At 60.5% G+C, this 18,760-nt stretch carries 14 protein-coding genes; 4 read left to right on the top strand and 10 right to left on the bottom strand.

What is annotated here, in order from left to right; genetic code table 11:
• Positions 1-120 precede the first annotated feature (120 nt).
• A complete protein-coding gene (locus tag I2E45_RS06760; RefSeq protein ID WP_195445187.1) occupies positions 121-1,356 on the top strand; it encodes a hypothetical protein in 1,236 nt (411 codons plus the stop codon).
• A gap of 41 nt (positions 1,357-1,397) precedes the next feature.
• Here I2E45_RS06760 and I2E45_RS06755 read toward each other — a convergent pair whose 3' ends face one another.
• Positions 1,398-2,132, bottom strand: a complete 735-nt coding sequence (locus tag I2E45_RS06755) for a 3'-5' exonuclease (RefSeq protein WP_158554645.1) — start codon at positions 2,130-2,132, stop codon at positions 1,398-1,400.
• A gap of 461 nt (positions 2,133-2,593) precedes the next feature.
• On the opposite strand from I2E45_RS06755, the gene I2E45_RS10500 reads away from it, so the two are divergent.
• Positions 2,594-2,719 carry a hypothetical protein gene (locus I2E45_RS10500; protein ID WP_255412934.1) on the top strand — a complete coding sequence of 42 codons (126 nt, stop codon included), beginning with the start codon at positions 2,594-2,596 and terminating at the stop codon, positions 2,717-2,719.
• Between the two features lie 150 nt (positions 2,720-2,869).
• Here I2E45_RS10500 and I2E45_RS06750 read toward each other — a convergent pair whose 3' ends face one another.
• From I2E45_RS06750 to I2E45_RS06735, 4 genes are all read right to left on the bottom strand, one after another.
• Complete coding sequence (locus I2E45_RS06750) at positions 2,870-3,511, bottom strand: SIMPL domain-containing protein (RefSeq protein ID WP_117747059.1); 642 nt, start codon at positions 3,509-3,511, stop codon at positions 2,870-2,872.
• 439 nt (positions 3,512-3,950) lie between these two features.
• A complete protein-coding gene (locus I2E45_RS06745) occupies positions 3,951-4,157 on the bottom strand; it encodes a hypothetical protein (RefSeq protein WP_117734342.1) in 207 nt (68 codons plus the stop codon).
• Complete coding sequence (locus I2E45_RS06740) at positions 4,133-4,294, bottom strand: hypothetical protein (RefSeq protein WP_161144910.1); 162 nt, start codon at positions 4,292-4,294, stop codon at positions 4,133-4,135. The genes I2E45_RS06745 and I2E45_RS06740 overlap by 25 nt, the downstream gene beginning before the upstream one ends.
• 183 nt (positions 4,295-4,477) lie before the next feature.
• On the bottom strand, positions 4,478-5,869 hold the full coding sequence (locus I2E45_RS06735) for an ATP-binding protein (protein WP_195445186.1): 1,392 nt from the start codon (positions 5,867-5,869) through the stop codon (positions 4,478-4,480).
• 653 nt (positions 5,870-6,522) lie between these two features.
• Between I2E45_RS06735 and I2E45_RS06730 the strand changes: the two genes are divergently transcribed.
• Positions 6,523-7,521 carry a hypothetical protein gene (locus tag I2E45_RS06730; RefSeq protein WP_195445185.1) on the top strand — a complete coding sequence of 333 codons (999 nt, stop codon included), beginning with the start codon at positions 6,523-6,525 and terminating at the stop codon, positions 7,519-7,521.
• A gap of 488 nt (positions 7,522-8,009) precedes the next feature.
• Here I2E45_RS06730 and xdh read toward each other — a convergent pair whose 3' ends face one another.
• From xdh to I2E45_RS06705, 5 genes are all read right to left on the bottom strand, one after another.
• The gene (gene xdh / locus I2E45_RS06725; RefSeq protein WP_195445183.1) at positions 8,010-10,787 is read right to left on the bottom strand and encodes a selenium-dependent xanthine dehydrogenase; all 2,778 of its coding nucleotides are present in this window, start codon (positions 10,785-10,787) and stop codon (positions 8,010-8,012) included.
• 12 nt (positions 10,788-10,799) lie between these two features.
• Positions 10,800-11,279 carry a 4Fe-4S binding protein gene (locus tag I2E45_RS06720; protein ID WP_195247110.1) on the bottom strand — a complete coding sequence of 160 codons (480 nt, stop codon included), beginning with the start codon at positions 11,277-11,279 and terminating at the stop codon, positions 10,800-10,802.
• An 11-nt stretch (positions 11,280-11,290) separates the two neighbouring features.
• A complete protein-coding gene (ygfK, locus tag I2E45_RS06715) occupies positions 11,291-14,290 on the bottom strand; it encodes a putative selenate reductase subunit YgfK (RefSeq protein WP_195445180.1) in 3,000 nt (999 codons plus the stop codon).
• Between the two features lie 148 nt (positions 14,291-14,438).
• The gene (ssnA, locus tag I2E45_RS06710; RefSeq protein WP_195445178.1) at positions 14,439-15,794 is read right to left on the bottom strand and encodes a putative aminohydrolase SsnA; all 1,356 of its coding nucleotides are present in this window, start codon (positions 15,792-15,794) and stop codon (positions 14,439-14,441) included.
• A 195-nt stretch (positions 15,795-15,989) separates the two neighbouring features.
• Entirely contained in the window at positions 15,990-17,384 is a 1,395-nt protein-coding gene (locus tag I2E45_RS06705) for a uracil-xanthine permease family protein (RefSeq protein ID WP_035137475.1), read from the bottom strand.
• 351 nt (positions 17,385-17,735) lie between these two features.
• On the opposite strand from I2E45_RS06705, the gene I2E45_RS06700 reads away from it, so the two are divergent.
• Positions 17,736-18,392: a helix-turn-helix transcriptional regulator gene (locus I2E45_RS06700; protein ID WP_271742268.1), complete on the top strand. Its 657-nt coding sequence runs from the start codon at positions 17,736-17,738 to the stop codon at positions 18,390-18,392.
• Positions 18,393-18,760: the final 368 nt, after the last annotated feature.

The following is an 18,760-nucleotide window of genomic DNA, read 5'->3' as shown; positions in this document are numbered from 1 at the left end:
ATCCGCTGAAATGCAATCAGTTAACGAGTTTCGCCAGACGCTCGGCCTCTACCCCGCTCTAGCAAGCCACCAGGCGATGAGATAATGCCCACGACTATCAACGTAAGCAAGGAGCGCGCTATGGCAGACAACGAGACCAAACCCTCGGCGAACGACGGCCGAGAGGAGCTCGTGGCAAAACAGCTCGCATCGACCAAAATCCACCTCGCGCTCACTCAGAAGCGGGTGGACGTCTCCGGCGCCATCAAGCTACCGCTCGAGCGAATTCCCCAACTCGGCGTGGCGTTCGCCTCGCTCCCCTCGATGTTTCGCACCGTCACCAACACGGTGAGCGTGCCCACGCTGCTCCAGGCGACTGACAAATATGGTAACCCGCTCGATCCGTCGAAACTCAACACGTTCAAGGACGGCAGCGGTCTCACAGGGGGCTACCGCGACGCCGCCAAGGGCCTTGGGCAGGCGCGCTTCCACGTAGTCGAGGGCGACATCGCCACGAGCGTCACGCAGGTGCCTTACGATCCAACATCGCTATTCATGGCAGCCGCAATCGCGCAGATAAACCAAAAGCTCGACTCCATCCAGGAGTCCGTCGACGAAATGTTCGAGTACATGCGTCAGCGCGACAAGGCCAACATGCGTGGCAACCTCAAGACGCTCGCAGACATCCTCAACGGTTACGGCCTCAACTACGGCAACGCCACCTACATGGCAAACGCCCATATGAAGGTGCTCGACATCAAGCAGTCGTCCGCGCAGGACATGGAACTCTTCCGCTCGCAGGCACAGGCGGATCTGAAAAAGAAAGGGTTCATCGAGGTGCGAGACGGCTTGGGTAGACGCCTCGACAAGGTGCTCGACTACCTCAAAGACTGCCAGCTCGCCACCTACATCCACGCGTTCTCGCTGTTCCTCGAACCCATGCTCGCCCAGAACTTCGAGCCCGCAAAGCTCGCGGACGCCACTGCGAAGATCGAGGCTGATTCGATCGCGTACCGCGAGCTCTACACCGACTGCTACAACGCACTCGAAGCGGGGGCTGTCGACACCGTCGATGCGGCACTGCTGGGCGGTATCGCGTCCGCGGGCAAATTGCTCGGTCACGCCATCGCAAAGACCCCCGTGGGCGACCATACACTCATCGACGAGGCGCTCGAAGGCGCAGGAGAGAGCATCGGAAAGTTCAACGACAAGCAATCCGAGAAACTCCTCGAAAAGCTCCATCAGGCAAAGACGCCCGACGTCACGCCGTTCAAGCAGAGCGTAAAGGAGATCGACACCCTCTACAACCGCCCCGCGCAGATCGCCGTGGACGCCGAGAACGTCTACATCTTGCCTGCCAAGCAGCAGGAAGAGTAACGATACGCGACAGGCACGCGCCATGCAGACAGCTAACGCCCCTACCTTCCCGCCGCCTTCAGCTTCAGCAGCAGGTCGCCCAGCTCGGGGCACTTGCTAGAGAGGCGTGTCTGGGCCCGCTCGCCCATCCCCCAACGTTGGCGGACTTCTTGGGCGCGCGGACTCACGTGATAGTCCCCGTCCATCACCTGCTTGAGCAGCTTGGCGGTCACGCGCGCATCGGCTAGGGCGCTGTGGGCATGGCCCGTCGACTCGTCAAACTCGATGCCGAACCACGTTGCCGCGTCGCCCAACGAGACGCGCCCGTGGCTGCCAACGTCCATGATCGAGGTGTAAAACGCCTGCAGGTCGGCCCAGTCCGTAGGAAATGTGGAAAGGTCGATGTGCTTTGCCTGGCACTCGGTCAAAAGCTGCCGACGGTCCGCACCGCTCCAACAGACCACCTGGGCGGAGTAGCGACCGATCCAATCGCTGAGCCTTTTTATCACCATGTAGAGCAGATCGGCCATCGCGGTGTCCACGGCCGATATCCCCGTGAGCTCGCGGACGGGATACGCAACGCCTTCGGTAAATTCCGTCTGCACAAACTGCGAGAACTCGCCCATAACGTTGCCGTGGTAATCGAGCTTAACGGCGCCGACCTCGATAATCTCATTGCGCAGCCCACGGCGCTGGCGCTGCTTTGGCACCGGCGCAAACTCAAAGTCCAGCACAATCTGGCGCGCAAAGTTCGTCGTATCGATAGCCGAGATACACGGCGTCTTTTCAGCTGACACGGTTAGGGCCTTTCTCCGTTGCTTGCCGCTTGTTACATAAGCGGCTACATTGCCGTAAGGATAGGTGGCCGCGCGGACATGAAAGCTGGGCGCAATACCACGCGCTAATCACACGCCATGCAGACGGCCCCAAGAGAGTCGCCCGCTCTATTCAAATGGATGAAAAGATTTAGGCCCGGTGACTTGAATCAGCGGTCATCCCGGGCCCATCAATATGCAGTGTACCTACAGAGGGCTGGTTAATCAAACGGGCTTTCGGTGACGAAGACCTGCGCGTCTAGCCCCAATCGCCCAGCGCCGTCTTCTGCCGCCCTTACGAAAGGCTGCTATTCGAGGGAATCACGTTGCTGTTATTATCGAACATATATTCGTATTTATGACCGCGCTTTGATTGAATGGCAGTTGTTGACGGCAGTTCCATGTGCCGGGCAGCGCCCTCCATGCGACGGGAGGTGATGCCCATGACCGATCTGATTGATTTCGTGAAGCTCCTGACCGCTTTGGTCTCGCTCCTCACGGCGCTTATCGGACTTTCCGAGGCACTTAAGCAGCGTACGAAGCAAAAGAAGAGGGGTCGACGCCGTTAAGGCATTGACCCCTTAATCGAAGTAACGGCGCTGCCCAGCTATCCACAACTTGGGCTGCCGTCGACCTTATTCTACCCACGGACATTGAGTTTAACAAATGGTTTTTTCGGTAGCGAAGCCTCGGTCCCTCAGCCGCTCAGCACCTGCTTCCTACTCCAGCCACCATTCCATATCCACGGAGCACTCGACCTCGATAGGCTCTGGCTCCAGCACCGTCTCCTCGGAGCCTCCGGACGCCCCATCGGGAGCACACGCGGCAACACAGTATGTTCGACCATAGCCCGCCGCCCGACTGTTATACGAGATATGCTTGACGCCGCCCAGCATAGACCCCGCCGCAACGGCAAGTGCCTGCGCGTTGCCGCGAGCACGTTCAACCGCACGGGCAATCAGGGCGTCTTCCGCCGCGCGCTGATCCGCCAACTCAAATCGAATGCTCATGTCGGCATGTGACTCGCAGGTATTGAGTGCGGTCCACACAGCAGCAAAGTCAGTCGAATCGACAGGCGCGGCAACCGTACCGTACGCATAGTAGTTGTAGCCCACAATCGTCGCCTTCTTGCGCGTCATCTGCGCATAACAAGTGTACCGACAGCATGTTAATTCGCTATCCAAACCAAAGGGCGCCAGCGCGGCGGCTACGCGGGCGCGATCGGTGTTGTAATCCTCCAGGCACGATTCCTTGGTGGTGCGGCGACCACCAAAGCCAATGCTAAAGATCACGCGGTCGGGCATAACCTCGTCCTCTATCTCGGCGCCAACGCTCACATAACCGGTCTTATCCGTTGCCATGACATCCGTCCTTTCCACGAATGGCTACGTTGCGGTAAGCGTAGCCACCCGTGCGGACACAAAAATGGGATGCTGTGCCACGCGCGCCAGGCACGCGCCATGCAGATGGCCCCAAGAGAGTCGCCCGCTCTATTCAAATGGATGAAAAAGATTGAGGCCCGGTGACTTGAATCAGAGGTCATCCCGGGCCCATCAGAGCTCGTAGAGCTCTTGGTTGCTTTGGTCTCGCTCTTCACGGCGCTTATCGAACTTTCCGAGGCACTCAAGCAGCATTCGAAGCATAACAAGTCGCTGCCATTAAGGCACCGACCTCTTGACCAAGCAACGGCGTTTCCCAGCTCTCCAGAACTTGGGCTGCCGTCAACTTTATTCTATCCGCGAGCATCTGGTTTACCAAATGGATTTTCGGTAAAGGAAGCACGGCACGCCCGCAAAACCACTACGCCCCAAGTGCCGCCATGGGGATCACCGCCACGCCGTCGTCGCGTGTGTAGGCAATGCTCCCCTTTCCAACCACGACCGCCAAAAACGCCGGCGCGGCATTCTGGGCGGCAGGATTGGAGAGCACTTTCCTCTCCAGCGCCTTGAGATTTCTCGCTCCATCGTCTGCTTTCGCATCACTCAGCTTGACCTCGATGGCTCCCATCCGCACAGGTCCTCGGTCAGCTTGAGCCTGTTGAAGAGATCCAGGTGCGCAGCGATGGTCCTCTCGTCGGGGCCCGTCTCACCGTACGAGGCGTCCTTTATGAGCGTCTTGTACGTGACAGCCTGGCTCTCGTTCATGGCAAGAGCTCGCAAAAGGCCGTGTGCAAGCTCGGGCGATCATGCGATATACGAAATTACGCCATTCTCAATGCTGTTTTTACGCCGTTCTCAATGTAGTTTTTACGCCATTTTCATTGTAGGTTTTACGCTTGGCATCCTTAGCGCGACCCATTCCGAGCAATCACATCAGAGCGCGCTTGGTTATCTCCGCTCGCACATCTCGGCAAACGAAATCAGCTTGGTATCTCCCCTGCTCGCCGCAGCTTCCTGACATCCTTGCGTAAAGCCACGCTTCGAGAAGATCACGTAGCTTTTATGCTGACGCCTAAAGAGCTCGCTTCGGTACACGAGCTTTTCCAGAACATCCTCGCCTGCCGGTTCGTTACGCCATTTGCACTCCGCAAAGAGCGCCGCGCCCTCTCCGTCGTCGACAATCAAATCGATCTCTTCCTGCGTACGCATCCGATTGTCCGTTCCCCACCAACGGCCAACTGTTGCCGGCACCACACCAAGTTCGCCCGCGCGTGCGAGTTCGTACACGTATTGTCTGCATATAAGCTCAAAGACCGTACCCATGTAATCCGATACGTGCGGCTCAATGCGCCTATACGCCATCTCGGCCATATCGTTTTGAATCAGCCCAATGTTCTGCGGCACAAACTTGTACCAGAACCTAAACATCTGGTCGCTCAGCAGATACACGGCTCGCTTATTGCTCGTCTCGTTTAGGGGCAGCTCGCGCTCGACAATCCCAAGCGACGCCAGCTTATCCACATAGCTCTTTACGTTGCTCGCAGGGATTCCCATAGAGCTCGCAATCTCTGAGATCTTCGAGCGCCCCTGGGCAATTGCTTGCACGATCGCATCATATTGCTCGGGATTGCGGCACTCTTGCAATAGCAGGTTACTCGGCTCCTCAAAGAGATAGCCCGTAGGAGTAAGAAAAAGACGTTTGATGTTGTCCTCGAGCGATACGGTAGGATCGACTTTCTCGATATATGCAGGAATGCCGCCCGTCATGCCATAGCAAACCGCAGCGTCTTCGCGACCCATGCTCTGCCACAAGCCGAGGGTCGTCGTAAAATCCAGCGGCATGATCTTAAACTGGGCCGTACGCCTACCGTATAGCGGACTCTCGTAGCCCAGCACCTGCTCTTCCATGAACGAAAGCGACGACCCGCACAGGATAAGCATGAGCTTGGTCTCTTTGTACAAGTGATCGATCTTGTCTTGCAGCAACGAGCTGATCTCGGGATTCGATTGGGCGAGATAGGGATACTCGTCAATCACGACAATCAAACGTTCCGTGCGAGCCATGGTGGCCAACGCATCGAACGCCTCGTCAAAACTACGAAACGACACACCTGCAGCACCAACCGAACCCGCAAGTATCGCCTGGCTAAAGCCGTGCAGGTTTGCCACTGCATTGGTACGACGAGCTTGAAAGTAAATAGCCTTCTTGCCTTGGATAAACTCTGTGATAAGACGCGTTTTACCCACGCGACGGCGGCCGTAAATCACAGGCATTTCAAAGGAGCCCGTGCCATACAGTCGATTGAGCTCGGACATTTCCACTGTTCTTCCGATAAACATAGGGCCATCCTTCCTTTGCGTTATAGCTAGCTATATTATACCTTCCTATAATATAGCTAGCTATAACGCAATTCGACAAGCGGCGCACGCAAAAGGGGCGGTACACCCCCGCACGTGGACCGTTCCGAAAAATGTATCCCGTTCTGGAGCCAAAAACTGGGCCGTAGTTTCCGCCAAGCATGCCATCCGGAAAGCGTGTCCCGTTCTGAGCCTGAATTCTGGGATGCGGTTTCCGCTGAAACTTCTACCGGAAAGCGAATCCCATTCTGAGCGTCGAATCCGGGACGCAGTTTCCGGTTGAGGGCTGTTCCGGAAAGCTTGTCCCGTTCCGAGCGGCAATTCCGGGTCACAGTTTCCGCAGATACAAGGCGACAGTCCGCCGCCCTTATCACATGCCTTCAAATATGCGATCCAGAAACACAAAACAGCAGATAGAATGCTCTTTTTCAAAAAGTACACGTCCCGAAACTTACCAAGACTTCATATCCAGTTACCGTTCACGGTCGCCGATTACCGCCCACCGATTCAAACAAGAAATATGTCGCCAAAAGCAGGTCATCTACCTGCATGGTTAGATTTTGGTCAGCTTTTGGTCAGCTGAGCGGCAAGTTCCAGCTGATACGTTTTTGCTACCCAAAAGGAGGCGGTAGCTCATGACCCATTGCAATGACCAGCTCATCGACCAACTGCTCACTCAAGCCGAACAAGAGGGGCGCTGCCTGATTCCCCCGAGCACGGCGATCCGAAAAGCGCTCCTTCGGCGCGCCGGCGGCACGGTTGTCTCGCCCATGCCGGGGTTGTTTGCGCGAAAAACGCGCTGGGATGAACTCAACCGAGCGCAACGCCATTGCGAGATTATCCGCGCCCTTGCGATCATCCATCCCGATTGGACGTTCTGCTCGTTTTCGGCCGCCTGTCTGCTGGGGCTCGAGGTCTCGTGGCGACACCTGAACGTCGTGCATGTTTGCAGCTCGACAAAGCCGTCGGCTCGTCCGGGCGCACATATTCAGCGACACCAGATTGAGCCGGCCGGAGCAATACGCAGAGCCGGCATATCGGTAACGCCGCCCATCCAAACGGCCACAGATTGCCTGCTGCAAACTGGTTTTGCCGACGGCATGCCCATTGCCGATTCGGCGATCTCAAAGCTCGGCCTTGCGCCGGAACAGCTGATGGAGGCCGTTGAGCAACGAGCGACTGCCCGCAATGGTCGCGCGATTCGCACCGCCCTCACAACGCTTCGATATGCCGACGCCCGCGCCGAGAGCGGCGGGGAATCGGTCGCCCGAGCCATCATGATCGAGACGGGCTTTGCGCCCGACTGGCTTCAATACGAGCTGACGGACCCCTTCGATTCGGCCAAGCCCATACGAACGGACTTTGCCTGGGAGCGCCAGGCGCGGGAACTCACGCTGGGCGAGCTCGACGGGCTCATCAAATATACCGACCAGACTATGCTGGCCGGACGCACCACCGCCGAGGCGCTCGTTGCCGAACGACAGCGCGAGGCGCATCTATCGCTCTACGGTCACCCTCTGCTGCGCTTTACCATCAGCGAGGTCCGCTCGGCAGGAGTGCTCGCCAAAAAGCTACAGACGGCAGGCATCCGGCAGACCGCGCTGCCGACATGGCTCAACGAGGTGGACCTGTAGGAGCTGCTAGGCCACGCATCGCCGAATCGCATCCCCCCTATCTGGGCCGCGTTTTCCCAACGGCCACGCCAACGGAAAGCGCGTCCCAGCCTGGACACTCAAAACGGGATGCGCTTTCCGGATGGCGGGCCTGGCGGAAAGCGTGTCCCGGAATCCAGCCTCGGAACGGGACAGGCTTTCCGGTTGAGTCCTTCAGCGGAAACCGCATCCCGGAATAAACGCTCAAACTGGGATGCGGTTTCCAAACGGCCGGCCAGCGGAAAACACATCCCATTCTGAGGCACGATTCCGGGACGCAGTTTCCGCATGCGGCCCCGTTGGGAAAGTTCATCCCGTTCCGAAGCTGGATTCCGGGACACAGTTTCCGTATGCGGAGGCGCTCCAAACAAAAGGCCCCGGCTCGCGATGGAGCTGGGGCCAAAGGCGCAGCATATACAGTTGATGTTGAGCGCGAACAGCTCGTCAGCAATGGCTGTCCGCACCCTACCCTACCCGCGGCGACGGACGCGGCTGTATGGCGTATCCACCATGGGCAGATCGGGACGCAGCTTGCCGTCGAATGCGCGATAGGCGTTCTGCACGGCGGGCGCCGTGGGGATCGTTGCGATCTCGCCAATGCCCTTGCCGCCGTATGCCACGGGCAGCAGCTCGTCCTTCTCCACGTAGATGGCATGGATATCCGGAATCTCGGGCGCACGGAACAACCCGAGCGTACCGTACCTTGCCTGGGGCACACAGTCCTTGAGCGGCCAGTCCTCGGTAAGCGCATAGCCCATACCCATGAGCACTCCGCCTTCGATCTGACCCTGAATGGAGATGGGGTTGACCACCTTGCCGGAATCGTGCGCGGCATAGACCTCGCTCACGCGGCCGTCATCATCCAAAATGACCACATGCGTGGCAAAGCCGTAGCAGATGTGGCTCTTGGGGTTGGGAACGTCGGCGCCCAGCTTGTCGGTCGGCTCCAGGTACACGTAGCCAAACTCGCATCCCTCGAGCGCCTTGATGGCGGCCGTGGGATCCTGAGGATGCATACCTTGGCCGGCGACGAGCTCCTGCGTTCGAAGCTGGTAGGCGCGGCCGTCGTCGTACTCGATCTTGACGCCGTCGCCATGCGCACTCACGGGAGCGGTGGGCGCAGGCTTGCCGGCCTCGATGCCAAGCATGGCATCGCGCAGCAGGAAGGCGGCACCGCGCACGGCCTCGCCGGTCACGACCGTCTGACGCGAGCCAGACGTGGTGCCGGAGTCGGGAGCGTTCTCGGTGGAGCACTCGCCATTGGCAATGCAGCTCAGCGGCAGACCGCAGGCCTCGGCAACGTCCTGCAAAAAGACCGTGTTGCAGCCCTGGCCGATGTCGGACGTAGCGGCATAGACCACAGCCACGCCGTCCTCGATGCGAATCTTGCAGCGGCCGGCATCGGGCAGGCCAACGCCCACGCCGGCGTTCTTCATGGCGCAGGCGATACCGGCGTGTCCGGGATGCGCGTAGTAGGCATCCTTGACCTCGAGCAGCGTCTCCTTCAGTGCCGTGGAGCAATCGGCAATCTGGCCGTTGGGCAAAACCTCGCCCGGCTCGATGGCGTTACGGTAGCGGATCTCCCACGGATCCAGGCCGACCTTCTCGGCCAGCAGGTCGATCAGGCTCTCGAGCGCAAACTCGGACTGGCAAACGCCAAAGCCGCGGTACGCACCGGCGGGCGGGTTGTTGGTGTAGTAGCCAAAGCCGCGAATGTCGGTGTTCTGGTACTTGTAGGGGCCGACGGCATGCGTACAGGCGCGCTCGAGCACCGGGCCGCACAGCGACGCGTAGGCGCCGGTATCAAAGTTGATCTCGCAATCCAGGCCGGTAAAGTTGCCCTCGGCGTCGCAGCCCAGTGTAAAGGTGCCGTCCATGGCGTGACGCTTGGGATGGAAAGCGAGCGACTCGGCACGCGTGAGCTTACACTTCACAGGACGCTGGAACTTATATGCGGCGAGCGCGGCCAAGTGCTGGATGGACACGTCCTCCTTGCCGCCAAAGCCGCCACCCACGAGCATGGTCTCGACGACCACGCGCTCGGGCTCGCTATCCCAGCCAAACATGTGAGCGCACTCTTTGCGCGTGTCGTAGGCGCCCTGGTCGGTCGACTGCACCTTGACGCCGTTCTTATACGGGAACGCCACGGCGCACTCGGGCTCCAAGAAGGCATGCTCGGTAAAGGGCGTGGTAAAGCGCTGCGTCACGGTGAATGCGCTCTCCGCCAGCGCCTTGGCGGCGTCGCCGCGCGTCACGTGACGGCTCTGACACACATTGTCCTTGAGCTCCACCGTGTTGCCAAAGGCAAAGAAGCTGTCGTGCAGGCGTGGGGCGTCGGCAGCCCTGGCCTCGACAATGTTGCGCACGGGCTCCAGCGGCTCGTAATCGATCTTTACGAGCTTCTTGGCCTTTTCGAGCGTCGCTTCGTCCTCGGCAACCACCAGCACGATAGCGTCACCCACGCAGCGGGTGATATCGCCCTGGGCGATCATGACGTCCCAGTCCTGGATAAGGTGGCCGACCTGGTTGACCGGCACGTCCTCGGCGCGCAGGATGCCCACCACGCCGGGCAGGGCCTCGGCCTTGGAAGTATCGATGGAGAGCACACGGGCGCGCGGGTACTTGGAGCGCACGGCGCTGGCATAGGTCAGACCCGGCTGATCGAGCTCGTCGATGTCGTCGGGATACTTGCCCTCGCCGAGCACCTTCTTGCGCACGTCGATGCGGAAGGCGCGCTTGCCCACGCCGTAGTCGTCGCCGCACTCCAAATCCTCGTCGATCTGCTTTTCGCCACGGAGCACCGCAGCCGCCAGCGAAATGCCCTCGATAATCTTTTTGTAGCCGGTGCAGCGGCAGACATTGCCACGGATGGCGTACTTGATCTGCTCCTCGGTGGGCTCGGGGTCCTCGGCGATCAGCGCTGCACCCGCCATGACCATGCCGGGGATGCAAAAACCGCACTGCACGGCGCCCACGGCGCCAAAGGCGTACACAAAGGCCTCGCGCACGTCCTCGGGCAGGCCCTCGACGGTCACGATGTTACGGCCGGCGGCAAGAGCAGTGGTCAGTACGCACGCCTTGACGGCCGCACCGTCCACATGGATGGTGCAGGTGCCGCAGGCGCCCTCGGAGCAGCCGTCCTTGGCGGAGTGAATGTGCAGGTCGTCGCGCAGATAGCGCAGCAGTGGTTTATTCTCCGTCGTCGTGTGCTCGACACCGTTAACGGTAAAAGTGAATTCCTGTGCCATGGTGATTCCCTTCTACACGCCGGCGGCGATGCCGGTGCGGTCGTGGATGGCGCCATGCGGGCAGACGACGGCGCACATGCCGCACGACAGGCAGTCCACGCCGTCGATATGGGCGCAGTTGTCCTCGATGCGGATAGCGCCGGCAGGGCACTTTTTGGCGCACATACCGCAACCGATACAGCTCGTGTCGCAGACCTTGCGCGCAATGGCACCCTTATCGGTGTTGTTGCAGCGCACCAGAATGTTCTGGTAGCCGGGGACGAAGGCAATCACGCGCTGCGGGCACGCCACGCCGCACAGGCCACAGCCCGTGCACTTGGAGCGGTCCACGCGGGCGATGCCATCGACCAGCGCAATGGCGCCGTGGGGGCAGGCCGTGACGCAGGCGCCACAGCCAATGCAGCCTTCGCTGCAGCGGGCGTCGCCGCCTGCGGAGGCGCAACCGCTTCCGCAGGCAACGTAGGCCACGTTATGTTGAATGGATTTGGCCATAAGAGACTCGCCTATTTCTTAAGGAGATACGGATAGTTGTCGCGCACAGCCCTGATGGTCAGGCGGACGGCCTCGGGAAGGCCGGTGTTGACGGCATCGACCGAGACGGTGCGGACCGTGCCGGCGACGCGGACCTTAAAGTGGTCCTCGTCCACAGCCAGGAAGCCCTCGTTCTCGGAGTTCTCCATGTCCTGCTCGCTCCAGAACAGGGTGAGCTTGTCCTTGTAGGGACGGCCCTCCTGGTAGGGGCAGAACACAGCGCAGTTGCCGCACTCGTTGCACATGCCGTCGACGTGGACGACCTGATGCTTGGCGAGACCCGGCACCTTAATGGCAACGTTGGCGCGGTTGGGGCACACATCGCAGCAGACCTCGCACACCGAGCCGCAGCCCAGGCAGCGGGTTTTGGTGCAGTTGCGCTTGTCGCGGCACAGCGACCCCTTGCGCTCGTAGCAGGTGTCCTCGCGACCGGCCTGAGCATTCTGGTCGGCGTACTTGTTAAAGTCCACACCGGCGATGGCACGGGCGACCTCGGCAGCATCGGCGATAGCCTCGACCACGGTGGCAGGACCGCGACGGCAGTCGCCGGCAGCCCAGACGCCCTCGACGCCAGTGGAGGTGGCGGCAAGGCGGCCGCGACGGTCGTGCTCAACGCCCGCGGCATCGTACAGGCTGGCATCGATGCCCTCGCCCACGGCGCAGATCACCGTGGTGGCGGAAAGCTCGACGGTCTCGCCCGTGGCGACGGGGCTGCGACGGCCGCTTGCATCCGGCTCGCCAAGCTCCATGACGTCGCAGGTCAGCACGGCGCCGTTAAGCGCCTTGGGGGTCAGCAGCTCGCAGAACTCAACACCATCGGCAAGAGCAAGATCAAGCTCTTCCTCGTCGGCGGGCATCTGCTTCTTGGTGCGGCGATACACCAGGTGCACGTTCTTCACGCCAGCCAGGCGCTTGGCCACGCGAGCCGCATCCATGGCGGTGTTGCCGGCGCCAATGACCACGACGTCCTCGCCCAGCTCGAGCTTCTCGCCCCTCTTGGCGGCCTCGAGGAACTCCAGCACGTCGAGCTCGGCATCCTCGCCCAGGCCCGCAGAGCCGGGCATCCAGGCGCCGGTGGCCACGACCACGTCGGTAAAGCCCTGGGCCTTGAGCTCGTCAATGGACTCCACGCGGGCATTGAGCTGCACCTTGGCACCAAAGGCCAGGCAGAGCTCGGCATCGTGGGAGATGTCATCGCTCGCAATGCGGAACTCGGGGATGACGTGACGGACCACGCCGCCGAGCGAATCGCGGGCCTCGAAGATGGTGACGGGCACGCCAGCGCGCGTCAGGAAGAACGCCGTCGCCAGGCCGGCCGGGCCGCCGCCGATAACGGCAACGTTGCGCTCGCCGTCGTTGGCGATGGCCTGGGCGCGCAGCTTGGGCAGCACGGCGGTCATGGCCTCGCGGGCGGCCTTGAGCTTGCTGGCGCGGATCTGGGCGCCCTCGGGCTCGTAGAACGCACGCTCGCAGGCACGGCCGCAGGGATGCGGGCAGATAGTGCCGGTAATGAACGGCAGGGCGTTGCGCTCGATGATGATGTTGAGCGCGTCCTCGTAGCGGCCCTCGTCAACAGCCGCCAAGTAGGCGGGAATATCCTGCTGGATGGGGCAGCTCGTGCGGCACGGCGTGGTAAAGCAGTCGGAAAGCGGGCTCTTGCCGGCAACCTTGCGGTCGGGTAGCGGGCGCAGCGGCTTCTTGTAGAGCGGGTTGGTGAGCGAGTCGGTCTGGATCGCGGTCACAGCCTCGAGCGAGACGCCCGCGAACGGCTTGCCATCCAGGTCGGTAAACTCGCCGGCCATCTGGCTAAAGCGCTCGTAGCCACCGGGCTTGAGCACGTCGGTCGCCAGGGTGACGGGCCAAATGCCGGCATCGTACAGGGCGCGGATGTTGTAGACCGTGGCACCGCCGGAGTAGCTTATGCGCAGCTTGCCGTCAAACTGCTCGGTAATGCGGCGGGCAGCCTCGATGGTCAGCGAGAACAGCGAACGGCCGGACATGTACATCTCGGTGGAGGGCAGCTCGTTCCTCGTCACGTCGACGGGGAACGTGTTGGTCAGCTTGACGCCAAACTCCAGGCCGCGCTCGGCGCACAGGGCAATCAGGCGCTCGAACATAGGCACGGCATCGGCCCACTGCAGGTCCTCGCGGAAGTGCGTGTCATCGAAGACGATGTAGTCAAAGCCCAGCTCGTTGAGGCGCTGGCGGGCAAACTCATAGCCCAGCAGCGTGGGGTTGCACTTGATGTAGGTGTTGAGACCCTTCTCGGTAATCAGATAGGTCGCGATGCGCTCGATCTCCGCCGGCGGGCAGCCATGCAGGGTGGACTCGGTGATGGAGTTGGAAACGCGTGCCGGGATGGACTCGACAAACGCGGCGTCGACATGCTCAAACTTGTCCAGGTTAGCGAGCGCCCACGTGCGGCACTCGTTCCAAACCTCGGAGCCGCTAGCGTCCTTCATGCCCTCAATGTACGCATCGACCTTGGGGCTCTTGATGCCCTCGAGGTCATAACCCACGGACATGTTGAAGACAAAACCATCCGGGCTGCCCAGGCCGTACTCGCGAGCGATCAGGTGGCAGGCAAACCATGCCTTCACGTACTCGGCAAAGGCCTGCGGAACCTCGAGCTCGGTCGACCACTCGCAGTTGTAGCACTCGTCCTGCGCCACGATGCAGGGCTTGTTCACACACTTGGAGAGCTCCTCGCCGTCCATAACCTGAACGGTCTTGAGCTCAAAGAAGCGGGAACCGGCCACGTAGGATGCCACGATGTTCTGGGCCAGCTGCGTGTTGGGGCCGGCGGCCGGGCCAAACGGAGTCTCGATGCGCTCGTCAAAAATGGGAAGCGCGCCCTCCTGGTTGGTCGTGACCATCTTGCGCACGCCAAAGACGGCGCCCTGGGTCTTGTGCTCCTCGATGATCCAGTTCATCAGCTGCGAAAACGGGATCGGCCTCATGATGTCGCTCATAATGAGCTCCTCTCTGTAACGCCCGGCGAGACCGCGCGGCGGGCGCAAATACGGTGTAGCGCTAGCACAGCGCCGGCGACCCCGCGGAGGTCGCCTATACGCGCGTCGGATGCGGCGAAACATCCGACGCGCGCGAATCTACTTGTAATTAGTAGGCGCGATCGTTGAGCGTGCTCCAGAGCTTCTTGGACTCGGCCATGGTCCACGCGTTGATCTTGTCCTCATCGATACCGACAAACTCGCGATCCTTGTACAAGACGCGGCCGTTGATGATGGTGGTACGGCAGTTTTTGCCCATCATGCCAAAGAGCATGTGGCCGTCGATGTTCTCCTCGCTCAGCGGCGTAAAGGGCTTGTAGTCCATGACGATGACGTCGGCGGCAGCGCCGGGCTCAAGCACACCGAGCTTGCGATCGAAGTACTTGCTCGCCATCTTGGCGTTGTTCTCAAACAGCATCGTCATGGCCTCGCACCAGCCCACGTTGGGCATGGCGGCGTTGTGGCGCTGAATGATCAGGAAGACCTTAAGGCTCTCGAGCATATCGTGGGTGTAGGCGTCGGTGCCCATGCACACGGGGATGCCGCGGCGGAAGAACTCGAGCACGGGGGCGCAGCCCACGGCGTTGCCCATATTGGATTCGGGGTTGTTAACCAGCCAGGTGCCGGACTCCTTGACGATATCCATCTCGGCAGGCGTCACGTGGATGCAGTGACCCAGCATGGTGTCGGGACCGAGCAGGTTGTGCTGCAGCAGGCGCTCGACGGGGCTGATGCCGCCGCGGTTGAGGCGGGAGTCCCACACGTCATTCATGCCCTCGCACACGTGGATGTGGAAACCGGTCAGGCCGTTGTTGGCCTCGGCCATCTTATCCATGGTCTCGTCCGACAGCGTAAAGGTGGCGTGACCGCCAAACATTGCGGCGATCATGTGGTTGTCGTTATCGCGACGCTCCTTGGCGGCCCACTGGGCAAACTCGGCGTTCTCGGCAATGGCCTGGTCACATTTTTCCTGACCGCGGCGGTCGGAGACCTCGTAGCACAGGCACGAACGCATGCCAAGCTCCTGAGCGGCGTCCTTAATGGTAAAGAGGCTGCCCGGAATCTCGCAGAAGCTCGCGTGGTGATCGAAGATCGTGGTAACGCCATCGCGGATGGAATCCAGAATCGTGGCATAGGCGCTGGCCTTGGTGCCGTCGAGCGTCAGGTTGTCGTCGATCTTCCACCACTGCTGCTCAAGATTCTCCAGGAAGTTGGTGGGGTTGCAGCCCTTAATGGCGAGGCCGCGGGCCAGACCCGAGTAGATGTGGGTGTGGCAGTTGATGAGTCCGGGCATGATGAGGTTGCCCCGGGCATCGACGTACTCGGCATCCGGGTACTTGGCCTTGAGCTCGCACTCGGGACCTACTTCGACGATCGTATCTCCGTCAATGGCGACCGCACCGTTTGGAATGAACGGGGCCTGAGCATTGCGGGTAAAGACGGAACCGTTAGCGACCAGAAGCATAAATGCTCCCTTCAACATCAGGGGCGGGGTTTGACACCTCTGACATGGCGGAGTGCGAAGCGCCGGCCTACACCGGAAACGGGCCCTCTCCCGTCAACGCTTCACCAAAGGGACAAACCCTTTGAAGTGCGGCTTGGCACCGCATGACGTCGGCGGACGAGGCGATGCGCCCGCCGACGAATAGCACCGAATTGGTTACTTCTTGCTCTCGGGCAAGACCAGATCCACGGCAGCGTCCTTGGCAGCATCGATGTGCTGAGCCACGACCGGCGTCTGCGGAAGGATCAGGTTAAGGACAATGGCCATGATGGCGGTGGGGGTCACGGCGTTGGAGCCGATGACGGTGGACACCCAGGTGGGCATGCCCTCGCCGGCAAGGCAACCGCTGGCCATCCAGATACCCAGGCCAAAGACAACAGAGGTGCCGACGATGGTGGTGGTGCGCTGCGTGAGGCCCTCGCGGGTGAACATGCGCACACCGTTCATGGTGATGGTGCCAAAGACGCCGACGGTCGCGCCGCCGATGACGGGCTGCGGGATAGCGGAAAGGACGGCAGAGAGCTGCGGGAACAGACCGGCGATGGCAAAGACGGCCGCGATGATCACAAAGACCCACTTGTTGACGACCTTGTTGGAGCAGATGATGCCCACGTTCTGGCCAAGGGCGCTGGTGGGAAGACCGCCCAGCAGGCCGCCGACCATAGAGGTGAGGCCCTGAGACACGATAGCGCCGGAGAGCTCGCGCTCGGTGGGCATACGGTCGATGGAACCAAGGCAGGCAGCGGAGACGTCGCCGATAACCTGGATGGCGACCATGGGGAACACGACGGCGAGGGTAATGCAGACCTCGGGATCAAACTCGAGCGCGTAGGGCATGAGCTTGGGAAGGGCGAAGACCTGGGCGGTGGCGACGCTGGAGAAGTCGATCATGCCAAAGGGGATGGAGACGATCATGCCAACGATCATGCCAAAGAATACGGAGCCCAGCTTGAGCGTGCCCTTGCCAAAGTTGGCGAGCGCAAAGACGACGGCGAAGGTGATAAGAGCGACGCACCATGCCTGAGGGGTGCCCCACAGCGGCGTACCCATACCGCCGGCCATGTACTTAACGGCCGTGGGATAGAGAGAGACGCCAATGGAGAAGATGACCGTACCGGTCACGACGGGCGGGAACAGCCACTTGATCTTGCTGTAGGCCAGACCAAAGAGGACCGCGACGGCACCGCCGACAATCTCGCCGCCCAGCAGCGCGCCAAAACTAAAGCCCGAGGCGCCCATGGCCTGCAGGGCCGGCAGAAACGCGAACGAAACGCCCATGACGATGGGCAGGCCGCCGCCGATACGACGGAAGGGAGCGAAGGCCTGAAGGGCCGTGTCGATTGCCGAAAGAATGAGCGCAACCTGAATGATGTCGGTGCTCTGCTGGCTATTAAAGCCGTAGACGCCGGCCATGATGACCGCCGGTGTAATGATGCCGGCAAACGATGCCAGTACGTGCTGAAGGGCACACGGGATCATTTCCTTAACGGGCGGCATGCCTTCGCGAGTGAACAGGGCTTCAGTGCCGTTCGTAACCGTCTCCTGGGTCATTTGACCACCAATCCTCGAAGTAGTTGTTTTCGCATCTAACGCTCTATTGTGACGCAGTGCGGGGTTGAGGTTGTGCCTTCGTTGCTTATCGTATTAAAGATGATTCTCATTCTCAATAATAATTTTTTGTTATCAGACTATTCTTCAGCTGAGATAACGCATTTCCGCAGGTCAGGAAAGTGTCTGGTCAAAATAACATCTAACTTTTCTTTTGGTCAACCGTTTACCGCCAAATTCCTACCGTTCGTCTGTATTACGCAATGTACCTGCGGATATACGAGATGATGAGCAGCGTGTTACCATGATAAAAAATTGTTATGAACACTTCGATAGAACCCAAAGGAGTTGCCCGTGAACGAGACCGTACGTCGTTTTTTGCCGATGGTCGATTTCCTGGAGCAGATACTCGGCAAAAACAGCGAAATCGTGCTGCACGATTTCTCGGATCCCGACCACGCCATCGTCGATATTCGCAACGGCATCGTGAGCGGCCGCAAGGTCGGCGGTCCCGCCACCGATCTGGCGCTCAAGATCATGCACGACGCCAAGTATCGCGACCTGCCGTTTATTACGGGCTACGAGGGGCGCGGTGCCGGTGGCAAGACGTTGGAGTCGGCGACGTTCTTTATCCGTGAGGACAACAAGATCGTCGGCATGCTTTGCGTCAACACCGACCTTTCCACGATACGCTCCATCAACGCCATGGCTCAGCAGCTCATGGCCTGCTTCGACGCTGTGCCAAGGCAGTCGGAGCCCGCGTCTATCGAGGTCGAAAGTCTTTCGGAGTCTACGCAGGAGCTCATCGACCGCAGTATTGCCGAGCTGCTGAGCGCGCGCGGGCTGGATGTAGCTTCGCTTGGTCAGAGCGACCGCGTGGACGTCATTCGCCACCTCAACGGCAACGGGGTGTTTATGCTCAAGGGCGCCGTGGCCTGCGCCGCCACCGCGCTGGGCATCTCGGAGCCCAGCGTCTACCGCTACCTGCAAAAAGTTCGGAAGGAAGGCTAACGAGCAAAATGAAGCGCAGGCAGTCTTTTTGGGACGAGGCTATTTTAGCCACCCTCCCCCTGCCCGCGACTTCGATGAGCCGCAAGTAAAATCAATCCTGCATATTGGGGTAGCTAAAATAGCCCCATTACAGTTTGAGTCGTCCGAAAGGGCGGCTCTTTTCCGTTGCATGGTTATACGATTGAGCCGTACCGGTGGTCGCTGGCCGACCGCCCCGGACGGCCGTCAGCCCCTGCCCCGTAGAGGGCCCGGGACGTGTTGCCGCCGGGGCGGGAGGGGCCGCGGGGAACGACTGATAGAGATGTGCCGGGCCCGGACCGGGCCACGGCCGGGTAATGTGGGTGTCGCTTCCGCGGCTTACGGCCGGC

Source organism: Collinsella aerofaciens (assembly GCF_015555045.1).
Classification (GTDB): domain Bacteria; phylum Actinomycetota; class Coriobacteriia; order Coriobacteriales; family Coriobacteriaceae; genus Collinsella; species Collinsella aerofaciens_W.
This window is presented reverse-complemented; position numbering and strand designations above follow the sequence as displayed.